This is a genomic window from Micromonospora sp. NPDC050686 (genome assembly GCF_040654475.1).
In the GTDB taxonomy this organism is placed as follows: Bacteria; Actinomycetota; Actinomycetes; order Mycobacteriales; family Micromonosporaceae; genus Micromonospora.
In genome coordinates, this window is the sequence record NZ_JBFAID010000039.1 from 16644 (window position 1) to 31738 (window position 15095).

Genomic DNA, 15095 nt, shown 5'->3' on the forward strand with positions numbered 1-15095 from the left:
TGCCTGGCCCTCGCCAGCTCGCACGAGGAGGAACGCCGTGAACGACGCCCCCGCAATGCCGAAGACCCGCAGACGCGGCCGCCTCAGGCTGCTCGTCAGCGCCGCCAGCGCCCTGGCGCTGGTGGCCGCCTCGATGGCGCTGGCCAGCCCGGCCAGCGCGGCCGTCACCTCGAACCAGACCGGCAACCACGACGGCTACTACTACTCGTTCTGGACCGACAGCCCCGGCACGGTCTCCATGGAACTCGGATCCGGCGGCAACTACAGCACGTCCTGGCGCAACACCGGGAACTTCGTCGCCGGTAAGGGGTGGAGCACCGGAGGTCGCCGCAGCGTCACGTACTCGGGCAGCTTCAACCCGTCCGGCAACGCGTACCTGACCCTCTACGGGTGGACGACGAACCCGCTGGTGGAGTACTACATCGTCGACAACTGGGGCACCTACCGGCCCACCGGCACCTACAAGGGCACCGTCACCAGCGACGGCGGCACGTACGACATCTACGAGACCACCCGGTACAACGCCCCGTCGATCATCGGCACCGCGACCTTCAAGCAGTTCTGGAGCGTCCGCCAGGCGAAGCGGACCGGCGGCACCATCACCAGCGGCAACCACTTCGACGCGTGGGCGCGCAACGGGATGAACCTGGGCAGCCACAATTACATGATCATGGCGACCGAGGGCTACCAGAGCAGCGGCAGTTCGAACATCACGATCGGCGGCTCCGGTGGTGGCGGCGGCGATGGCGGCGGTGGCGGTGGCGGTGGCTGCACCGCGACGCTCTCCGCCGGCCAGCAGTGGAGCGACCGCTACAACCTCAACGTCGCGGTCTCCGGCTCGAACAACTGGACCGTGACGATGAACGTCCCGTCCCCGGCGAAGGTGCTCTCGACCTGGAACGTCACCGCCAGCTACCCGAGCGCCCAGGTGCTGACCGCCAGACCGAACGGCAACGGCAACAACTGAGGCGTGACGATCCAGCACAACGGCAACTGGACCTGGCCGTCGGTCTCCTGCAGCACCGGCTGACCGGCGACCCGGGGCGCGGCGGCCTCCCGGGCCGCCGCGCCCGTCCGGGGGTGGTCGATTCGCAGTTTCGTCCACGTCATCAAGGTCGTGGCCTGCGGAAGGACAACCCCGGCGCCGGTGCGGGGCACCCGGGCAGCACATTCCGGCACCCCACTTCTGAGAACACGCTCTAGTGTTCCGGGCATGCCGCACACCGATCCGCCGGTCCCGGCGGCCGGCAACACGCACGAGGCCGCCGGCCGCACCGTCCGGCTGCGCCCGGTGGCCGAGCCGGATCTCGCCATGTTCCGCCGCTTCCTCACCGAGCCCGGCCTGGTCGGCCCGGACTGGGCCGGCTTCCGCGACGCCGGCGCCCCGGCCCGCCGGTACGCCGAGGACGGCTACCTCGGCGAGCGGTCCGGCCGCCTGATCGTCCAGGTCGAACCGGAGGACGCCGCCGCCGGGTACGTCAGCTACCTGCACGGCAGCTACGACGGGCGGACGGCCTACTGGGAGATCGGCATCGCGCTGCTGCCCGAGTGGCGCGGCCGGGGCATCGGCTGGCGGGCGCAGGCCCTGCTCTGCGACTACCTGTTCAGCCACACTCCGGCGCGGCGGATCCAGGCCGGCACCCATCCGGAGAACGTCGCCGAGCAACGATCACTGGAGAAGGCCGGCTTCCAGTTGGAGGGCGTGGTGCGCGCCTGCGAGTTCCGGGCCGGCGCCTGGCGCGACGGGTGGCTCTACAGCCGGCTGCGCGACGACCCGTCGCCCTGGACCGAAAACGGGCGCTGAGCGGTCAGGGGATCGGCCACTCGTGGACGGGCCGGTTGCTGTGCATCAGCTCCACGTAGTGGCGGACCACCTGGCGCAGGGCCTCCGGCCGGTCCAGGTGGTCGGCCGACTCCAACCGGTGCAGCGTCGCCACCTGCCAGGTCGCGCCGTTGCGCCCGGTCAGGCAGCGCTGCTCGATGATGCCGAGCAGCCGGTCCCGCTCGCCCGGGTCCAGGCCCCACCGGTCCAGCCCGTGGTACGCCAGCGGCAGCAGCCGGCGCAGCACCAGCTCCGTCGCCGGCAGGTAGCCCAGCCCCGGCCAGTAGACCTGTGCGTCGATGCCGTGCCGGGCGCAGCTGGTGAAGTTCTCCTCGGCCGCGCTGAACGACATCTGGGACCACAGTGGCCGGTCCGACTCGGCCAGCGCCCGGACCAGTCCGAAGTAGAATGCGCCGTTGGCGACGGTGTCCAGCACGGTCGGCCCGGCGGGCAGCACCCGATTCTCCACCCGCAGGTGCGGCCGGCCCTTCAGCACGTCGTAGACGGGCCGGTTCCACCGGTAGACGGTGCCGTTGTGCAGCCGCAGCTCGGCCAGTCTCGGCACCCCGCCGTCGGCGAGGGCGGTGGCCGGGTCCTCCGGCTCGCAGACCGGCAGCAGGGCGGGAAAGTAGCGGACGTTCTCCTCGAACAGGTCGAACACGGTGGTGATCCAGCGCTCCCCGAACCACACCCGCGGGCGTACCCCCTGGGCCTTGATCTCCTCGGACCTGGTGTCGGTGGCCTGCTGGAACAGCGGCACCCGGGTCTCCCGCCACAACTCCCGGCCGAAGAACAGTGGTGAATTCGCCCCCAAAGCCACCTGGATGCCGGCGATGGCCTGGGCGGCGTTCCAGTAGTCGGCGAACTGGGCCGGGCTGACCTGGAGGTGGAACTGGGTGCTGGTGCAGGCCGCCTCCGGGGTGATGGTGTCCGCGGTGGTGCCGAGCCGCTCCACCCCGCTGATCGAGATCCGCAGGTCCTCGCCGCGGGCGGCGAAGATCTGCTCGTTGAGCAGGGCGTAACGCGGGTTCGCCGACAGCGTCTCGGCGGTCAGGTGCTCCGGCCGGAGGGTGGGCAGGATGCCGATCATCACCATGTGCGCGCCGACCGTGCGGGCCTTCTCCTCGGCGGCGTTGAGGCTGGCCCGGACGTGCTCCTCGAACTCGGCGGTGCCCTTGCCAGCCAGCCGGCGGGGCGCCACGTTGATCTCGACGTTGAACTGGCCCAGCTCGGTCTGGAAGGCCGGGTCGGCGATCGCGGCCAGCACGTCGGCGTTGCGCATCGCCGGCATCGAGTCGTCGTCGACCAGGTTCAGCTCGATCTCCAGGCCGGTCATCGGTCGTTGCACGTCGAACCGGGACTCGCGCAGCATCTCGGCGAAGACGTCGAGGCAGCGGCGGACCTTGTCGCGATACCGGGCCCGATCCTCCCGACTGAAGGTACGTACGCCGACGTCCTCGCCCATGGTCACCACCCTGTCACCGTTGGTCCCCCTAACCTCGCATGCCTCGGCGGGTGGGGGATAGACCCGAATACCTCTTTACCCACCCGCCGTCGCGCCGCACCTACCCGACGTGGTGACCGTGATTCCGCCTCGCCACCGCCGCGCGCACCGCGGCTGCCCGGCGGGGCTGGTTAGCATGGGCGGCCGAAGCGGAGAAGGGACACCATGCGCGAGAAGATCACCCGGCTGTTCGTCGTGGCCGCGATTGCTGAGGCGTGCTCCTGGCTCGCCCTGCTGGTGGGAATGGCCGTCAAGTACGGGCCGCCGGCCGACGAGACCGGGGTGCAGATCTTCGGCCCGATCCACGGCGGGCTCTTCGTGGCGTACGGCGTCCTGGTGTTGGCGGTGGCCCGGCTGCGCCGCTGGAGCCTGCCGGTGACCGCGGTCGCCCTGGTCTGCTCCGTGCCGCCGTTCGCCACCCTGCTCTTCGAGCGCTGGGCCCGGCGCCGGGGCCTGCTGCGCCTCACCCCGGCCGAACGGCGGACGCCCACCCCGGTCGGCTGACGCCGGACCGGCCGCCGGGCGCGCGGCGGGCGGGTCTCAGCCGGCGAGGAAGTCGCCCAGCACACCCGCCAGCTGCTCCGGCGCCTCCTCGGCCAGGTGGTGCCCCGAGTCGATCGAGGCGGTCCGCAGGTCCGGCGCCCAGCGCCGCCAGATCGCGGCCGGATCCCCGTACAGGTCCACCATGTCGTCCCGCTCCGACCAGCAGAACAGGGTGGGGCAGCCGATCCGCCGCCCGGCGGCCAGGTCGGCGTCGTCGGCCGCCCGGTCCGGGCCGAGCCCGGCCCGGTAGTCCTCGCACATGGCGTGCACCGTCGCCGGGTCGTGGATGGCCCGGCGGTAGTCGGCGTACGCCTCGTCGCCCATCTGCGCGGGCGAGCCCCCGTACCAGGCGTCCGGGTCGGCGTTGATCACCCGCTCGGCGGGCTTGTCGAGCTGGCCGAGGAAGAACCAGTGCCACCAGCGGGCGGCGAACCGGGCGTTCGCGCGGGCCAGCGCCTCGCCGATCGGCACCCCGTCCAGCACCCCGAGCCGGGTCACCCGGCCGGGGTGGTCCAGCGCGGTGCGCATCGCCACGTAGCAGCCGCGGTCGTGGCCCATCACGGCGGCCCGGCGGTGCCCCAGCGCGTCCAGCAGCCGCACCACGTCGGCGGCCATCGCCCGCTTGGCGTAGCCGGAGTGGTCCGGGCCGCCCGGCGGCTTCGACGAGCCGCCGTACCCGCGCAGGTCGGGGCAGATCACCGTGTACGCCTCGGCGAGCAGCGGCGCCACCCGGTGCCAGGTGGCATGGGTACGGGGGTGCCCGTGCAGCAGCACCACCGGCGCGCCGGCGCCACCGTGGCGTACTCGCAGCCGCGCCGGGCCGACGTCGATCTCCTCCAGGGCGAATCCGGCGAACATGCCGTCCCCGGTGCCCGGCCTCCCCGGTCGCGAAACGCGGCGGCTCAGCCGGTCAGCACCGACCAGCCGGCCAACGCCGCGACCAGCAGCGCGCCGCAGGCGGCCTGGAGCAGCAGCGGCGGCCCCAGGTGCGACCAGAGAGTGGGCACCCGCGGGGTGAGCAGCTGTCCGGTGGTCAGATTGACGATCCGCTCGATCCGGGGCGGCAGGTCGGCGTCCCGCTGCGGGCGCAGGGTGAGCTGCACGTGGTCCGCCGGGTGCAGGGCGCTCTGCGGCAGGTGGCCGTGCAGCTCCACCTCGCAGAGCCGGCCCGCGCCGTCGCGCAGGCGGACCGGCGTGACCAGGAACTCCGGCCCCTTCTTCAGGTCCTTGAAGCTGCGCCGGGCCGCGCCGCCGCCGCTGGACAGCAGCGCCCGCACCAGCCGGAACAGCAGTCCCGCCAGCCCGGCGGCGGTCAGCACCGCCACCAGCACCGGCTGTCCCACCCGTACCTCGCGGGGGTAGCCGTCGAGCAGGCGTACCACCCGGGCGGTGATGATCCGTTCCGTGGGGCGGACCACGCGTGGGTAGTGCAGGTCAGTGTCCATCGATCACCACCGAGAGTCCCGTTCCGTTCACTGATGGTATCGGCTCCCCGGGTTGAACGACGTGAATGAATCGTGGTCACACGGCGCGGACCACCAGGTGACAAGCCGAGCGGCGCGGGTATGCGGGGGGCCGAGCCGGAAAGGGGTCGAGCATGCAGCTGTCCTTCCTGCGCCCGCTCTACGACCGTCCTGGGCCGTGGTGCTCGGTCTACCTGGACGCCTCCCGGGACACCCAGGACGCGCGCCCGGCGCTGGACCTGCGCTGGCGGGCCTTGAGCGAGCAACTCGCCGCCCAAGGCGCCGACGAGCCCACCATCGCCGCGCTGGACCGGGTGGTACGCGGCCACGACCCGCTGCCCGGCGACTACGGCCTGGCGGCCTTCGCCAGCCACGGCCGGCTGGTGATCTCCGAGTACCTCTCCGCCCCGCCGCTGCGCGACCTGGCCGCGGTCTCCCCGCTGCCGCACACCATGCCCCTGCTCGCCCAGCGCGGCGAACAGGTTTCCTGGGTGCGGGTGCTGGCCGACCGCACCGGCGCGGACGCGGTGGCGGTCAGCGCCGGTGGTATCCCGCGCCGCGCCCACGTCAAGGGGCGGGAGAGCCACCAGCTGCGCCAGGTCAACCCCGGCGGCTGGTCCCAGTCCCGCTACCAGCGGGCGGCGATGGAGGCGTGGCACCACAACGCCGGCGACGTGGCGGCGGCCACCGCCGACCTGGCCGAGCGGGTCGGCGCCGACGTGGTGGTGCTGGCCGGCGACATCCGGGCCACCGGCATGGTCGCCGCCCAGCTGCCGGAGCGGTGGCGGGACGTGGTGGTCCGCACCGACGCCGGCTCGCGTACCGGGGGCGCCGATCCGGCGGCCATGGACGACCTGACCGTGCAGACCATCGCCGAGGTCGCCGAGCAGCGGATCACCGAGGTGCTGGACCGCTTCGGCATGCAGGAGGACGTCGGCGCCGGGCTCGACGCGGTGGTCGACGCCCTGCAACGCAACCAGGTCGACACGATGCTGCTCGTCGACGACCCGTCCGCGGACGGGCAGCTGTGGATCGGCCCGGCGCCGACCGACATCGCCACCGACCCGCGCCGGCTCGCCGGCGCGGCGGCCACCGAGCGGCGGCAGGTACGCGCCGACGCCGCCCTGGTCCGGGCGCTGGTCGGCACGGACGCCGAGCTGACCGTGCTGGGCCCGGACGAGGCCCCGGACCTCACCGACGGGGTGGGCGCCGTGCTGCGCTACGTCGACGTCGGCACCCCCGGGCGGTTCGTCCATGGCTGAGCGGACCGTCGTCGACCTGGTGGTGGAACGGTTGCGCGCCTGGGGGGTGCCCCGCGCCTTCGGCTGCCCCGGGTCGGCGATCGCCCCGCTGGTCGAGGCCCTCGACCACGCCGGCGGCGACCCGGCGTTCGTGCCGGCCCGGCACGAGGAGACCGCCGCCTTCATGGCCGCCGGGCACGCCAAGTTCACCGGCGGCATCGGCGTCTGCCTGGCCACCCAGGGCCCGAGCGCGGTGCACCTGCTCAACGGCCTCTACGACGCGAAGCTGGACAGCAAGCCGGTGGTGGCGATCATCGGCGAGGACGTGTCCGGGCCGCTCGGCAACGCGCACCAGGAGATCGGGCTGAGCCGGCTCTTCGGCGACGTGTGCAACCAGTTCGTCCGCTACGCGCGGGCGCCCGAGCAGGCGGCGCCGCTGCTGGACCAGGCGTTCCAGACCGCCGCGGCGACCCGCAGCCCGACCTGCGTGGTGCTGCCCCGCGCGCTGCAGGTCGCGCCGGTGCGCGAACGGTACCCGCAAAGTGGGCGGCTGGTGACGGCCACCCCGGGCGCCCCGCTGGCCCGGGTGCTGCCGCACGACGCCGACCTGGACGCCGCCGCCGCGCTGCTCACCACCGGCAGCCGGCTGGCGATCCTGGTCGGCCAGGGCGGGCGGGACGCGGGTACGGAGATCGTCGCGCTGGCCGACCGGCTGGGCGCCGGGGTGGCCACGTCGCTGCTCGGCAAGCCGGTGCTCGACGAGCGGCTGCCGTTCCACACCGGGGTGCTCGGCGAGGTCGGCACCGCCGCCAGCGCCCAGCTGATGGGCGGCTGCGACACCTTGCTGATGGTGGGCACCACCGAGCCGTGGACGGAGTACCTGCCGCTGCCGGGCCAGACCCGGACGGTGCAGATCGACATCGACGGGCGGCGGATCGGCAGCCACTACCCGGTGGACGTGGCGCTGGTGGGCGACGCCGCCGAGACGCTGCGGGCGCTGCTGACCCGGGTGCCGGAACGGCGCAACCCGCAGTGGCGGGGGACCGTCGAGGCGGCGGTGGACCGGTGGCGCGCCGAGGCCGCCGAGCGGGCCGAAGCGCCCGCCGAGCCGGTGAACCCGCAACTGGTGCTGCGCGAACTGTCGGCCCGGGCGCCGCGCACCGGCGCCGTCGCCGTGGACGTCGGCTCGGTGCTCTACTGGTACGCCCGGCACCTGACGCTGCCGCCGGGGGTCAACGCGCAGCTCTGCGGCACGCTCGGCTCGACCGGCTGCGCCCTGCCGTACGCGGTGGCGGCCAAGCTGGCCCGCCCGGACCAGCCGGTGCTCGCGCTGCTCGGGGACGGGGCCATGCAGCTCAACGGGCTGGCGGAACTGATCACGGTGGCGCACCACTGGCCGGAGTGGGCCGACCCGCGGCTGGTGGTGCTGGTGCTCAACAACCGGGACCAGTCCGGGGTGGGCGGCGGCCGGACGTACCCCGCCACCACGGCCGACCGCCGGCCCGACGTCCCGTACGCGGGTTGGGCCCGACTGTTGGGGTTGCACGGCGTCCGGGTGGACCGCCCGGACCTGGTCGGGCCGGCGTGGGACGAGGTGCTCGCCGCCGACCGGCCCAGCGTGCTGGAGGCGGTGGTGGACGCCCGGGTGCCGCTGGCCCCGCCGGAGCCGGCCTTCGCGGACCTGCGCGGCGTCTTCGCCGCCGGCGACGCCGCGCGCCGGGTCCGCGACCGGGTGCTGGAGACCGCGATGGCCGTGGAGGCCGAGGACATCCGCTGACGTCCCCGGTCGGTGTCATCCGCCGCCGCGAAGCGATTGCTCCCGACCGACGGCAGATGCCCGTTTAGACCTGTTCGGGGCGGGAAGCCCGGCCGCGTGGTGAGCGAACGAGGCAGGGTGGGGCCGGTGCCCAAGGCGCACCGGGACGTCGTGGCGGCGGGCGCCGGACTGGCCGGCGACCGGGTCGTCGCCGTGGGCAGCACCGCGCGGGTGCTGGTGGCCGCGGCGGCCCGGGCCCTGCGCGGCGCCGACTGCGCCGACCTGGGTGGCCCCGGGGCGGTCTCCCGCTTTCCGGGCGCGCCCGACCCGGTACGCCGGGCCGCCGCCGCCCGAGCCGTCACCCGGGCCGCGCTCACTGTCGGGCAGGCGGCGGAGGTGGACGCCGCCCGGGTCGCGGACTGGCTGGCCGACCAGTACCCGCGGCGCCGCTACCCGGGGGTGCTGATCGGCTCGCCGCACGGCGCCGCCGCCCACCTGGCCGTGGCGCTGGACATGCCGTGGCTGCCCGCCTCGTTCGAGCTGACGGTGCACTGGACCGGCGGGGCGGTGGACCGGCCGGCGGCCGCCCTCGACCACGGCGCCGCCCTCGCCGCCCGCCTGCTGGCCGGCAACCCGGACGTGCACGTACGCCAGGTGCACTGCCCGGCCAGCCGAGGACCGCTCGCCGGGGCCATCGTGTCGCTGGCAGTGCGCTGGCGGACGCTGCCGACGGCGTACCGGCGGTTCCTCGCCGACCGGCTGGACCCGGGGGCCGCGGTGCTGCTGCTGCGCGACGCGCGTACCTGGCCGGTGCGCGACGAGGGGGCCGGGCACAGCTTCCAGGTCGGCTCGCCGGCCAGCGGCCTGGAGCCGGTGGACTTCCATCCCGACTCGCCCGCCCTGCGCCAGGTGCTCCGGGCGGCCGGCGGGGCGCGGGCCCACTGGGCGCCGCCGGAGGTCAGCGCGCCCCGGGAGCACGCCGAGGCGGGTGTGGACGGCGGGTTCGCCGACAGCGTGGCGGTCTGGGCCGGCCGGCGCGGCCACCCGCTGCACCGGGTGCTGGTCCCGCAGCCGGAGGCGCTCAGCGCGGCCACCGCCGACCTGTACCGCGGCTGGCTGCGCCGCTGCGGCAAGACCGGCGACCGGTTGGTGGTGGAGTGCGGCCGGCTGCTCGATCCGTGGCAGGTGGTCCGGGCGGGGCTGGTGCCGTACTGGTGCGAGAACGCGACCCGGCGCCGGGTGGAGGGGGTGGAGTGGTGGCTCGCCGGCAGCGAGCCGTTCAGCTCGGTGGACGTACTCCCGGAGCCGCCCGGGGTCCGCTCGCCGGCCCTGGCCGGGCTGCCGCAGTGGCTGGCGGTGGCCGCGTTCGGCCGCCGGCGCCGCGCGCTGGACCGGGGTTCGGCCCGCGGCTACCCGGTCGCCTCCGTGCCCACCAGCCGGGCCACCGAGGTGCTGCGCAACCAGCCGTACGACCTGCCGGTGCCGCCGCCGCTGCCGGTGGCCGACGCGTTGCGGGCGTTGCGGGACGCCGGTGACGCGCACGGCCTGCTGGTGCGCTGACCGGCCAGATCCGCCCGGTCACCCGACCGGCGCGGACCCGAGCAGCCGAAACATCCTCGCGAACCCGGGGTCGCGTGATTGAGTACCTACGGAGCGGGAACACCGCTCGCTGCGACGGCCTTATCACGCCGTGTGGCGTGCGGTCGCCCGCTCGCAGGCATCCAGTCACGTAACCCCACTTCCGTCCCGGTGCGTGGGTCGACCACGCGCAGGACCGGTTTCCCGATCCGGGCGGGGACCTTCCCGAGGGAGGCGCGGATGTACGGACAGACCAGCACGACGACCCCGCCGGCAAGCGAACGCGGCCTGGAGGACCTGGACGCGGCGGCGCTGGCGTACGCGGCCCGCATCGCGGGACTGCCGCCGGAGCGGCGGCAGGAGGCGCGCGACGATCTGGTCCGGTTCGCGCTGCCCTTCGCCGGCCGGCTGGCCCGCCGCTACCGGGGGCGGGGCGAACCGCTGGAGGACCTGGAACAGGTCGCCCGGCTCGGCCTGGTGAACGCCGTCGACCGGTACGACCCGGAACGCGGCTCGTTCACCGCATACGCCGCGATCACCATTGTGGGCGAGATCAAACGGCACTTCCGGGACCGGACCTGGGGGGTGCACGTGCCGCGCCGGCTGCGCGACCTGATCCTCGAGGTGGGTCAAGCCACCGCGGCGCTGACCAGCGAGTTGTCCCGGGCGCCCACCGTGGCCGAGCTGGCCGAGCGGTTGGAGACCCCGGAGGAGGAGATCCTGGCGGCGCTGGAATCGGCGGCCGGCTACAGCCCGGCCTCGCTCAACGCGCCGGTCGGTGGGGAGAGCTCCGCCGAGTTCGGCGACCTGGTCGGCGAGTCCGACAACGCGCTGGAGTCGGTGGACGACCGGGTCACCGTCAGCGGGCTGCTGCACCGGCTGCCCTGGCGAGAGCGGCGGATCCTCGCCATGCGCTTCTACGGCAACCAGACCCAGGCCGAGATCGCCGCCCGCTTCGGCATCTCCCAGATGCACGTCTCGCGGCTGCTGTCCCGGGCGCTGACCTGGCTGCGCCAGGCGATGCTCGCCGACGCGCCGCCACCCTGGCAGAACGGCGGGGCCGAGTCCGAGCCGGCGAAGTCGAAGATCTCCGTACGGCAGAACGGCGACCGGGTGGTGGTCGAGGTGGGCGGCGAGATCGACCGCGACGGTGCCGACCAGCTGCGCAAGGCCATGCTGGAGGCGGTCACCGGCCAGCCCCGCGAGGTGGTGGTGGACCTGGTGGGCGCCGGTGGTTTCGACGCGGGCGGGATCGCCGCCCTGATGGCCGGCCGGGACGCCGCCGCCCGCACCGGGGTGCCGCTGCGGCTGACCCGGGTGCAGCCCGGGGTCCGCCGCTCGCTCACCGCGGCCGGCCTCTCCGCCACCGCCGACGCCTGACGCTTCGCCGGTGCCGGCCTGGACCGGTGGTGCTGGCTGGTTTAGTGGTGCCGGCCTGGACGGTGGTGATCGGTCTGGTCCGGTGGTGCCGGCTCGTGTCGCTGACGCCGGTCGGCCGGCGTGGCCGGTGGCCGGCGTGGCGCGCGGCGCGGCCGGCGCGGCACCAGCGGGCTGCCGATGAGTCCTTCGCACGCTACGAACTTGACGTCACAAACGAATCATCGTCCGGCATGGACGAACACTTCCCGCTGCTCACGACGGTGACGCCGGCGCGCCCCGGGCCGCGTTGATTCGTCTACGACATCAAGTTGGTAGCGTGCCGGACCGGGTCTCCCCGGCCACCGCCGGGCCGACCGGGGAGACCCGGTCCGAGCCGGCCGGCGCGGTGCACGACCGCCCGGTGGCGACCTGCGGCCGGCGGGGCGGGCGCGGCGGCCGGTTCAGTGCTCCGGGGGGTCGCCCTTGCTGTGCGGGTGGCGCCACCGCTCGTTCTCCTGCGGGGCGCGTTCCGCGCCGAGCGCGCCCACTTCGGGCTCGTCGGTCTGCTCGAAGCTGGGCCGGCGGATCTCCTCCGGCTCGGGCACATCCACCGGCCGGGCGCCCGACTCGGGCGCCGGGTGGTAGGCCACCGCCTCCGCGGCGCCGTGCGCGCCCTCCGCGGCCGGGGACTCCAGGGGATGCGGCTCGCGGTGCAGTTCCTCGCTGAACTCCTGCGGCGGCCGGGTGGTGCGCTGGGGCAGGTCACGACCGAGGTCGGAGACGAGCGAGCCGTACTTGGCGTCGAAGGCCGGCCGCTCGGAGCGGATCCGGGGCATCTGGTCGAAGTTGCGCAGCGGCGGCGGGCAGGTGGTCGTCCACTCCAGAGAGTTGCCGAAGCCCCAGGGGTCGTGGACGGTGACCGCGGCGCCGTACCGCCAGGACTTCCAGACGTTGTACATGAAGAACAGGGTGGAGACGCCGAGGATGAACGAGCCGATTGTGGAGATCTCGTTCAGCCCGGTGAAGCCGTCCCCCGGCAGGTAGTCGGCGTACCGGCGGGGCATGCCCTCGGCGCCGAGCCAGTGCTGCACCAGGAAGGTCATGTGGAAACCCACGAACATGGTCCAGAAGTGCGCCTTGCCGAGCCGTTCGTCGAGCAGCCGGCCGGTCATCTTGGGAAACCAGAAGTAGACCCCGGCGAAGGCGGCGAACACGATGGTGCCGAAGAGCACGTAGTGGAAGTGCGCCACCACGAAGTACGAGTCGGTGACCTGGAAGTCCGCCGGCGGGCTGGCCAGCAGCACGCCGGTGAGGCCGCCGAGCAGGAAGGTCACCAGGAAGCCCACGGCGAACAGCATCGGTGTCTCGAAGGTGAGCTGACCCTTCCACATGGTGCCGATCCAGTTGAAGAACTTCACCCCGGTGGGCACCGCGATCAGATAGCTGAGGAAGCTGAAGAACGGCAGCAGCACCTGGCCGGTGCCGAACATGTGGTGCGCCCACACGCTCATCGACAGGACGGTGATCGCGACGGTGGCCAGCACCAGGCCGGTGTAGCCGAAGATCGGCTTCCGGGAGAAGACCGGGATGACCTCGGTGATGATGCCGAAGAACGGCAGCGCCACGATGTACACCTCGGGATGGCCGAAGAACCAGAACAGGTGCTGCCAGAGCATCGGCCCGCCGGTCGTCGGGTCGTACACGTGGGCGCCGAGCAGGCGGTCCGCGCCGAGCGCGAGCAGCGCGGCGGCCAGCAGCGGGAAGACCAGGATCACCAGCAGGCTGGTGAGCAGCAGGTTCCAGGTGAAGATGGGCATCCGGAACATGGTCATGCCGGGGGCGCGCAGGGTCAGGATCGTGGTGATCATGTTGACCGCGCCGAGGATGGTGCCCAGACCGGAGATGACCAGACCCATGATCCACAGGTTTCCGCCGACCCCGGGGCTGTGCTGGGCGTTGCTCAGCGGCGTGTACGCGAACCAGCCGAAGTCGGCGGCGCCGCCGGGGGTGAAGAAGCCGCCCAGCACGATCGACCCGCCGAACAGGTAGAGCCAGTACGCGAAGGCGTTCAGCCGCGGGAACGACACGTCCGGCGCGCCGATCTGGAGCGGGACGATGTAGTTGCCGAAGGCGAACACCAACGGGGTGGCGAAGAGCAGCAGCATGATCGTGCCGTGCATGGTGAACGCCTGGTTGTACTGCTCGGGGGAGAGGAACTGCATCCCCGGACGGGCCAGTTCGGCCCGCAGCAGCAGCGCCAGCACGCCGCCGATCAGGAAGAACACGAACGACGTGTAGAGATAGAGCAGGCCGATCTGCTTGGCGTCGGTGCTGCCGAGCAGCCGGACGAGCTTGTTGCCCGGTAGCGCCGGCCGCACCGGGCCCGGGTAGCCGCCGAACCGGGCCGGCGCCAGGACGGCCGGCCCCCGGTCGCGTGCCGGCTCCGTGCCTACCCGTTCGGGCATGACTCTCACCCCGTCGTGACGGCGGAAAGGACGGGCGTGGCTGCCCGGCCCCGTCACCTATGAAACCAGGCGAGAGCGGAAAATTCGGTCAGTTCGCCGGTAGCATCGCCCAAACGACCTTGCCGTCGGCCGCGGGGGAGCTGCCCCACCCCCGGGTGAGTTCCCGTACCAGCAGCAGCCCACGGCCCCCCTCCGCCAGCCGACCCGCGCTGCGGCAGCGGGCCGCCTCCCGGCTGCCGTCGTGGACCGCCAGGTGCAGGTACGGCCGGCGCAGGGTCATCGTCACCCGCATCGGCGTGCCGGCGTGCCGGACCACGTTGCCGACCAGTTCGGTGAGCACCACCGAGGCGGGGCCGACCGCCCCGGGCAGATTCCACCGGGCGCAGGCGTCGCTGACCAGTTCCCGGGCCCGCCGGCAGGCACCCGCCACCGGATCCAGCCGGGCCCGCAGCCGGGGCGCCGCGGCGACGGCCGCGGCCTGGGCCGCCGCGGCGCGGTCGGGGCGCACCGGCACCACGCGGCACACGGCCGACTCGGCCAGCCAGGCCGCCGCGTCCGGCGACGGCGCGCAGAGCACCATGGGCACCCCGGGCCAGCTGGCGGCCTGCCGGGCCGCGGCCGCGAAGACCGACAGCGCGAGCGGATCCTCCACCCGTACGGCGGAGAGGTCGACCACCAGCGCGTCCGGCTGCTCGGTCAGGCAGCGGTCCAGCACCCCATGCACCGGCCGGATGGTCCCGGTGTCCAGCCCGCCGGAGATCCGGACGACGGTGACCGGTCCCTCGTCGTCGACCAGGCACCTGATCCGGCTGGGCATGCGGTCCTCGATTCCGTCGCGTGGGGGCCTCCGAACTACCCGGCGCACGGGGGCACGAAACCGGAGCGGCACCGGTCAGCGGTGACGCTCGCCACGCACGGTGACCACGCCGAGACCGATCATGCCGAGGCCCAGCAGCAGATGCAGCCAGTTGTCGGCGGAGTTGACCGGGATGAAGTTGGCGCCGCTGGACCGGTCCACCACCAATCCGTAGAGCCAGAGCACCAGATAGACCGCCCCGCCGCCGACCAGGAACGCGCGGGCGCCGGGCACCGCCCGGGACATCGCCAGGCCGGCGACCCCGAACCCCAGGTGTACGAGGTTGTGCAGCACCGAGACCTGGAAGACCCCGAACAGTTCGGCGCCGGAGGCGTGCCCGGTGACGTGCAGGTCGCCGAAGTGCGTGGTGATGCCCGGCACGAAGCCCAGCACGCCGATGACCAGGAAGACCACGCCCACGGTGGCGGCGGCCCGGCGTACGGGTGGGTGCCCGTCGGCCGGGCCCCGGCGCGCCCGGGCGTGTGCCATCGCTCCACTCACCGTGCGC

General features: G+C 73.7%; 14 protein-coding genes. 8 read left to right on the plus strand and 6 right to left on the minus strand.

Features of this window, described 5'->3' with window-relative positions; all coding sequences use genetic code 11:
• The first annotated feature begins 55 nt into the window (after window positions 1–55).
• Both AB0H57_RS22515 and AB0H57_RS22520 read left to right on the plus strand, forming a co-directional pair.
• Entirely contained in the window at window positions 56–967 is a 912-nt protein-coding gene (locus tag AB0H57_RS22515; RefSeq protein WP_357509518.1) for a glycoside hydrolase family 11 protein, read from the plus strand.
• Window positions 968–1213: 246 nt separating this feature from the next.
• The gene (locus AB0H57_RS22520; RefSeq protein WP_357509420.1) at window positions 1214–1804 is read left to right on the plus strand and encodes a GNAT family protein; all 591 of its coding nucleotides are present in this window, start codon (window positions 1214–1216) and stop codon (window positions 1802–1804) included.
• 4 nt (window positions 1805–1808) lie between these two features.
• Here the strand turns inward: AB0H57_RS22520 and AB0H57_RS22525 are convergent, their stop codons facing one another.
• Window positions 1809–3287, minus strand: coding sequence for a glutamate--cysteine ligase (locus tag AB0H57_RS22525; protein WP_357509422.1), 1479 nt, complete (start codon window positions 3285–3287; stop codon window positions 1809–1811).
• A gap of 204 nt (window positions 3288–3491) precedes the next feature.
• Between AB0H57_RS22525 and AB0H57_RS22530 the strand changes: the two genes are divergently transcribed.
• On the plus strand, window positions 3492–3830 hold the full coding sequence (locus tag AB0H57_RS22530; protein ID WP_357509424.1) for a DUF3817 domain-containing protein: 339 nt from the start codon (window positions 3492–3494) through the stop codon (window positions 3828–3830).
• A 36-nt stretch (window positions 3831–3866) separates the two neighbouring features.
• Here the strand turns inward: AB0H57_RS22530 and AB0H57_RS22535 are convergent, their stop codons facing one another.
• Both AB0H57_RS22535 and AB0H57_RS22540 read right to left on the minus strand, forming a co-directional pair.
• Complete coding sequence (locus AB0H57_RS22535; protein ID WP_357509426.1) at window positions 3867–4727, minus strand: alpha/beta hydrolase; 861 nt, start codon at window positions 4725–4727, stop codon at window positions 3867–3869.
• A gap of 44 nt (window positions 4728–4771) precedes the next feature.
• The gene (locus AB0H57_RS22540; RefSeq protein WP_357509427.1) at window positions 4772–5314 is read right to left on the minus strand and encodes a hypothetical protein; all 543 of its coding nucleotides are present in this window, start codon (window positions 5312–5314) and stop codon (window positions 4772–4774) included.
• Between the two features lie 152 nt (window positions 5315–5466).
• Between AB0H57_RS22540 and AB0H57_RS22545 the strand changes: the two genes are divergently transcribed.
• From AB0H57_RS22545 to AB0H57_RS22565, 5 genes are all read left to right on the plus strand, one after another.
• Complete coding sequence (locus AB0H57_RS22545) at window positions 5467–6594, plus strand: Vms1/Ankzf1 family peptidyl-tRNA hydrolase (protein WP_357509429.1); 1128 nt, start codon at window positions 5467–5469, stop codon at window positions 6592–6594.
• Window positions 6587–8350 (plus strand): thiamine pyrophosphate-binding protein, encoded by a 1764-nt coding sequence (locus AB0H57_RS22550; protein ID WP_357509431.1) that lies wholly within the window; start codon window positions 6587–6589, stop codon window positions 8348–8350. The genes AB0H57_RS22545 and AB0H57_RS22550 overlap by 8 nt, the downstream gene beginning before the upstream one ends.
• Before the next feature lie 126 nt (window positions 8351–8476).
• Window positions 8477–9889, plus strand: coding sequence for a hypothetical protein (locus AB0H57_RS22555; RefSeq protein WP_357509433.1), 1413 nt, complete (start codon window positions 8477–8479; stop codon window positions 9887–9889).
• A gap of 258 nt (window positions 9890–10147) precedes the next feature.
• The gene (locus tag AB0H57_RS22560; protein ID WP_357509434.1) at window positions 10148–11287 is read left to right on the plus strand and encodes a SigB/SigF/SigG family RNA polymerase sigma factor; all 1140 of its coding nucleotides are present in this window, start codon (window positions 10148–10150) and stop codon (window positions 11285–11287) included.
• Between the two features lie 26 nt (window positions 11288–11313).
• A complete protein-coding gene (locus tag AB0H57_RS22565) occupies window positions 11314–11577 on the plus strand; it encodes a hypothetical protein (RefSeq protein WP_357509436.1) in 264 nt (87 codons plus the stop codon).
• A gap of 150 nt (window positions 11578–11727) precedes the next feature.
• Here the strand turns inward: AB0H57_RS22565 and ctaD are convergent, their stop codons facing one another.
• From ctaD to AB0H57_RS22580, 3 genes are all read right to left on the minus strand, one after another.
• Complete coding sequence (gene ctaD / locus AB0H57_RS22570; protein ID WP_357509438.1) at window positions 11728–13731, minus strand: cytochrome c oxidase subunit I; 2004 nt, start codon at window positions 13729–13731, stop codon at window positions 11728–11730.
• Between the two features lie 88 nt (window positions 13732–13819).
• Window positions 13820–14548: an STAS domain-containing protein gene (locus AB0H57_RS22575; protein WP_357509440.1), complete on the minus strand. Its 729-nt coding sequence runs from the start codon at window positions 14546–14548 to the stop codon at window positions 13820–13822.
• Between the two features lie 75 nt (window positions 14549–14623).
• A complete protein-coding gene (locus AB0H57_RS22580) occupies window positions 14624–15088 on the minus strand; it encodes a DUF4383 domain-containing protein (protein ID WP_357509442.1) in 465 nt (154 codons plus the stop codon).
• Between the last annotated feature and the right edge of the window lie 7 nt (window positions 15089–15095).

Excerpts from the sequence above, each read along its gene's own strand:
- AB0H57_RS22515 (WP_357509518.1), top strand. The coding sequence starts at position 56 with ATGCCGAAGACCCGCAGACGCGGCCGCCTCAGGCTGCTCGTCAGCGCC.
- AB0H57_RS22520 (WP_357509420.1), top strand. The coding sequence starts at position 1,214 with ATGCCGCACACCGATCCGCCGGTCCCGGCGGCCGGCAACACGCACGAG.
- AB0H57_RS22525 (WP_357509422.1), bottom strand. The coding sequence starts at position 3,287 with ATGGGCGAGGACGTCGGCGTACGTACCTTCAGTCGGGAGGATCGGGCC.
- AB0H57_RS22530 (WP_357509424.1), top strand. The coding sequence starts at position 3,492 with ATGCGCGAGAAGATCACCCGGCTGTTCGTCGTGGCCGCGATTGCTGAG.
- AB0H57_RS22535 (WP_357509426.1), bottom strand. The coding sequence starts at position 4,727 with ATGTTCGCCGGATTCGCCCTGGAGGAGATCGACGTCGGCCCGGCGCGG.
- AB0H57_RS22540 (WP_357509427.1), bottom strand. The coding sequence starts at position 5,314 with ATGGACACTGACCTGCACTACCCACGCGTGGTCCGCCCCACGGAACGG.
- AB0H57_RS22545 (WP_357509429.1), top strand. The coding sequence starts at position 5,467 with ATGCAGCTGTCCTTCCTGCGCCCGCTCTACGACCGTCCTGGGCCGTGG.
- AB0H57_RS22550 (WP_357509431.1), top strand. The coding sequence starts at position 6,587 with ATGGCTGAGCGGACCGTCGTCGACCTGGTGGTGGAACGGTTGCGCGCC.
- AB0H57_RS22560 (WP_357509434.1), top strand. The coding sequence starts at position 10,148 with ATGTACGGACAGACCAGCACGACGACCCCGCCGGCAAGCGAACGCGGC.
- ctaD (WP_357509438.1), bottom strand. The coding sequence starts at position 13,731 with ATGCCCGAACGGGTAGGCACGGAGCCGGCACGCGACCGGGGGCCGGCC.
- AB0H57_RS22575 (WP_357509440.1), bottom strand. The coding sequence starts at position 14,548 with ATGCCCAGCCGGATCAGGTGCCTGGTCGACGACGAGGGACCGGTCACC.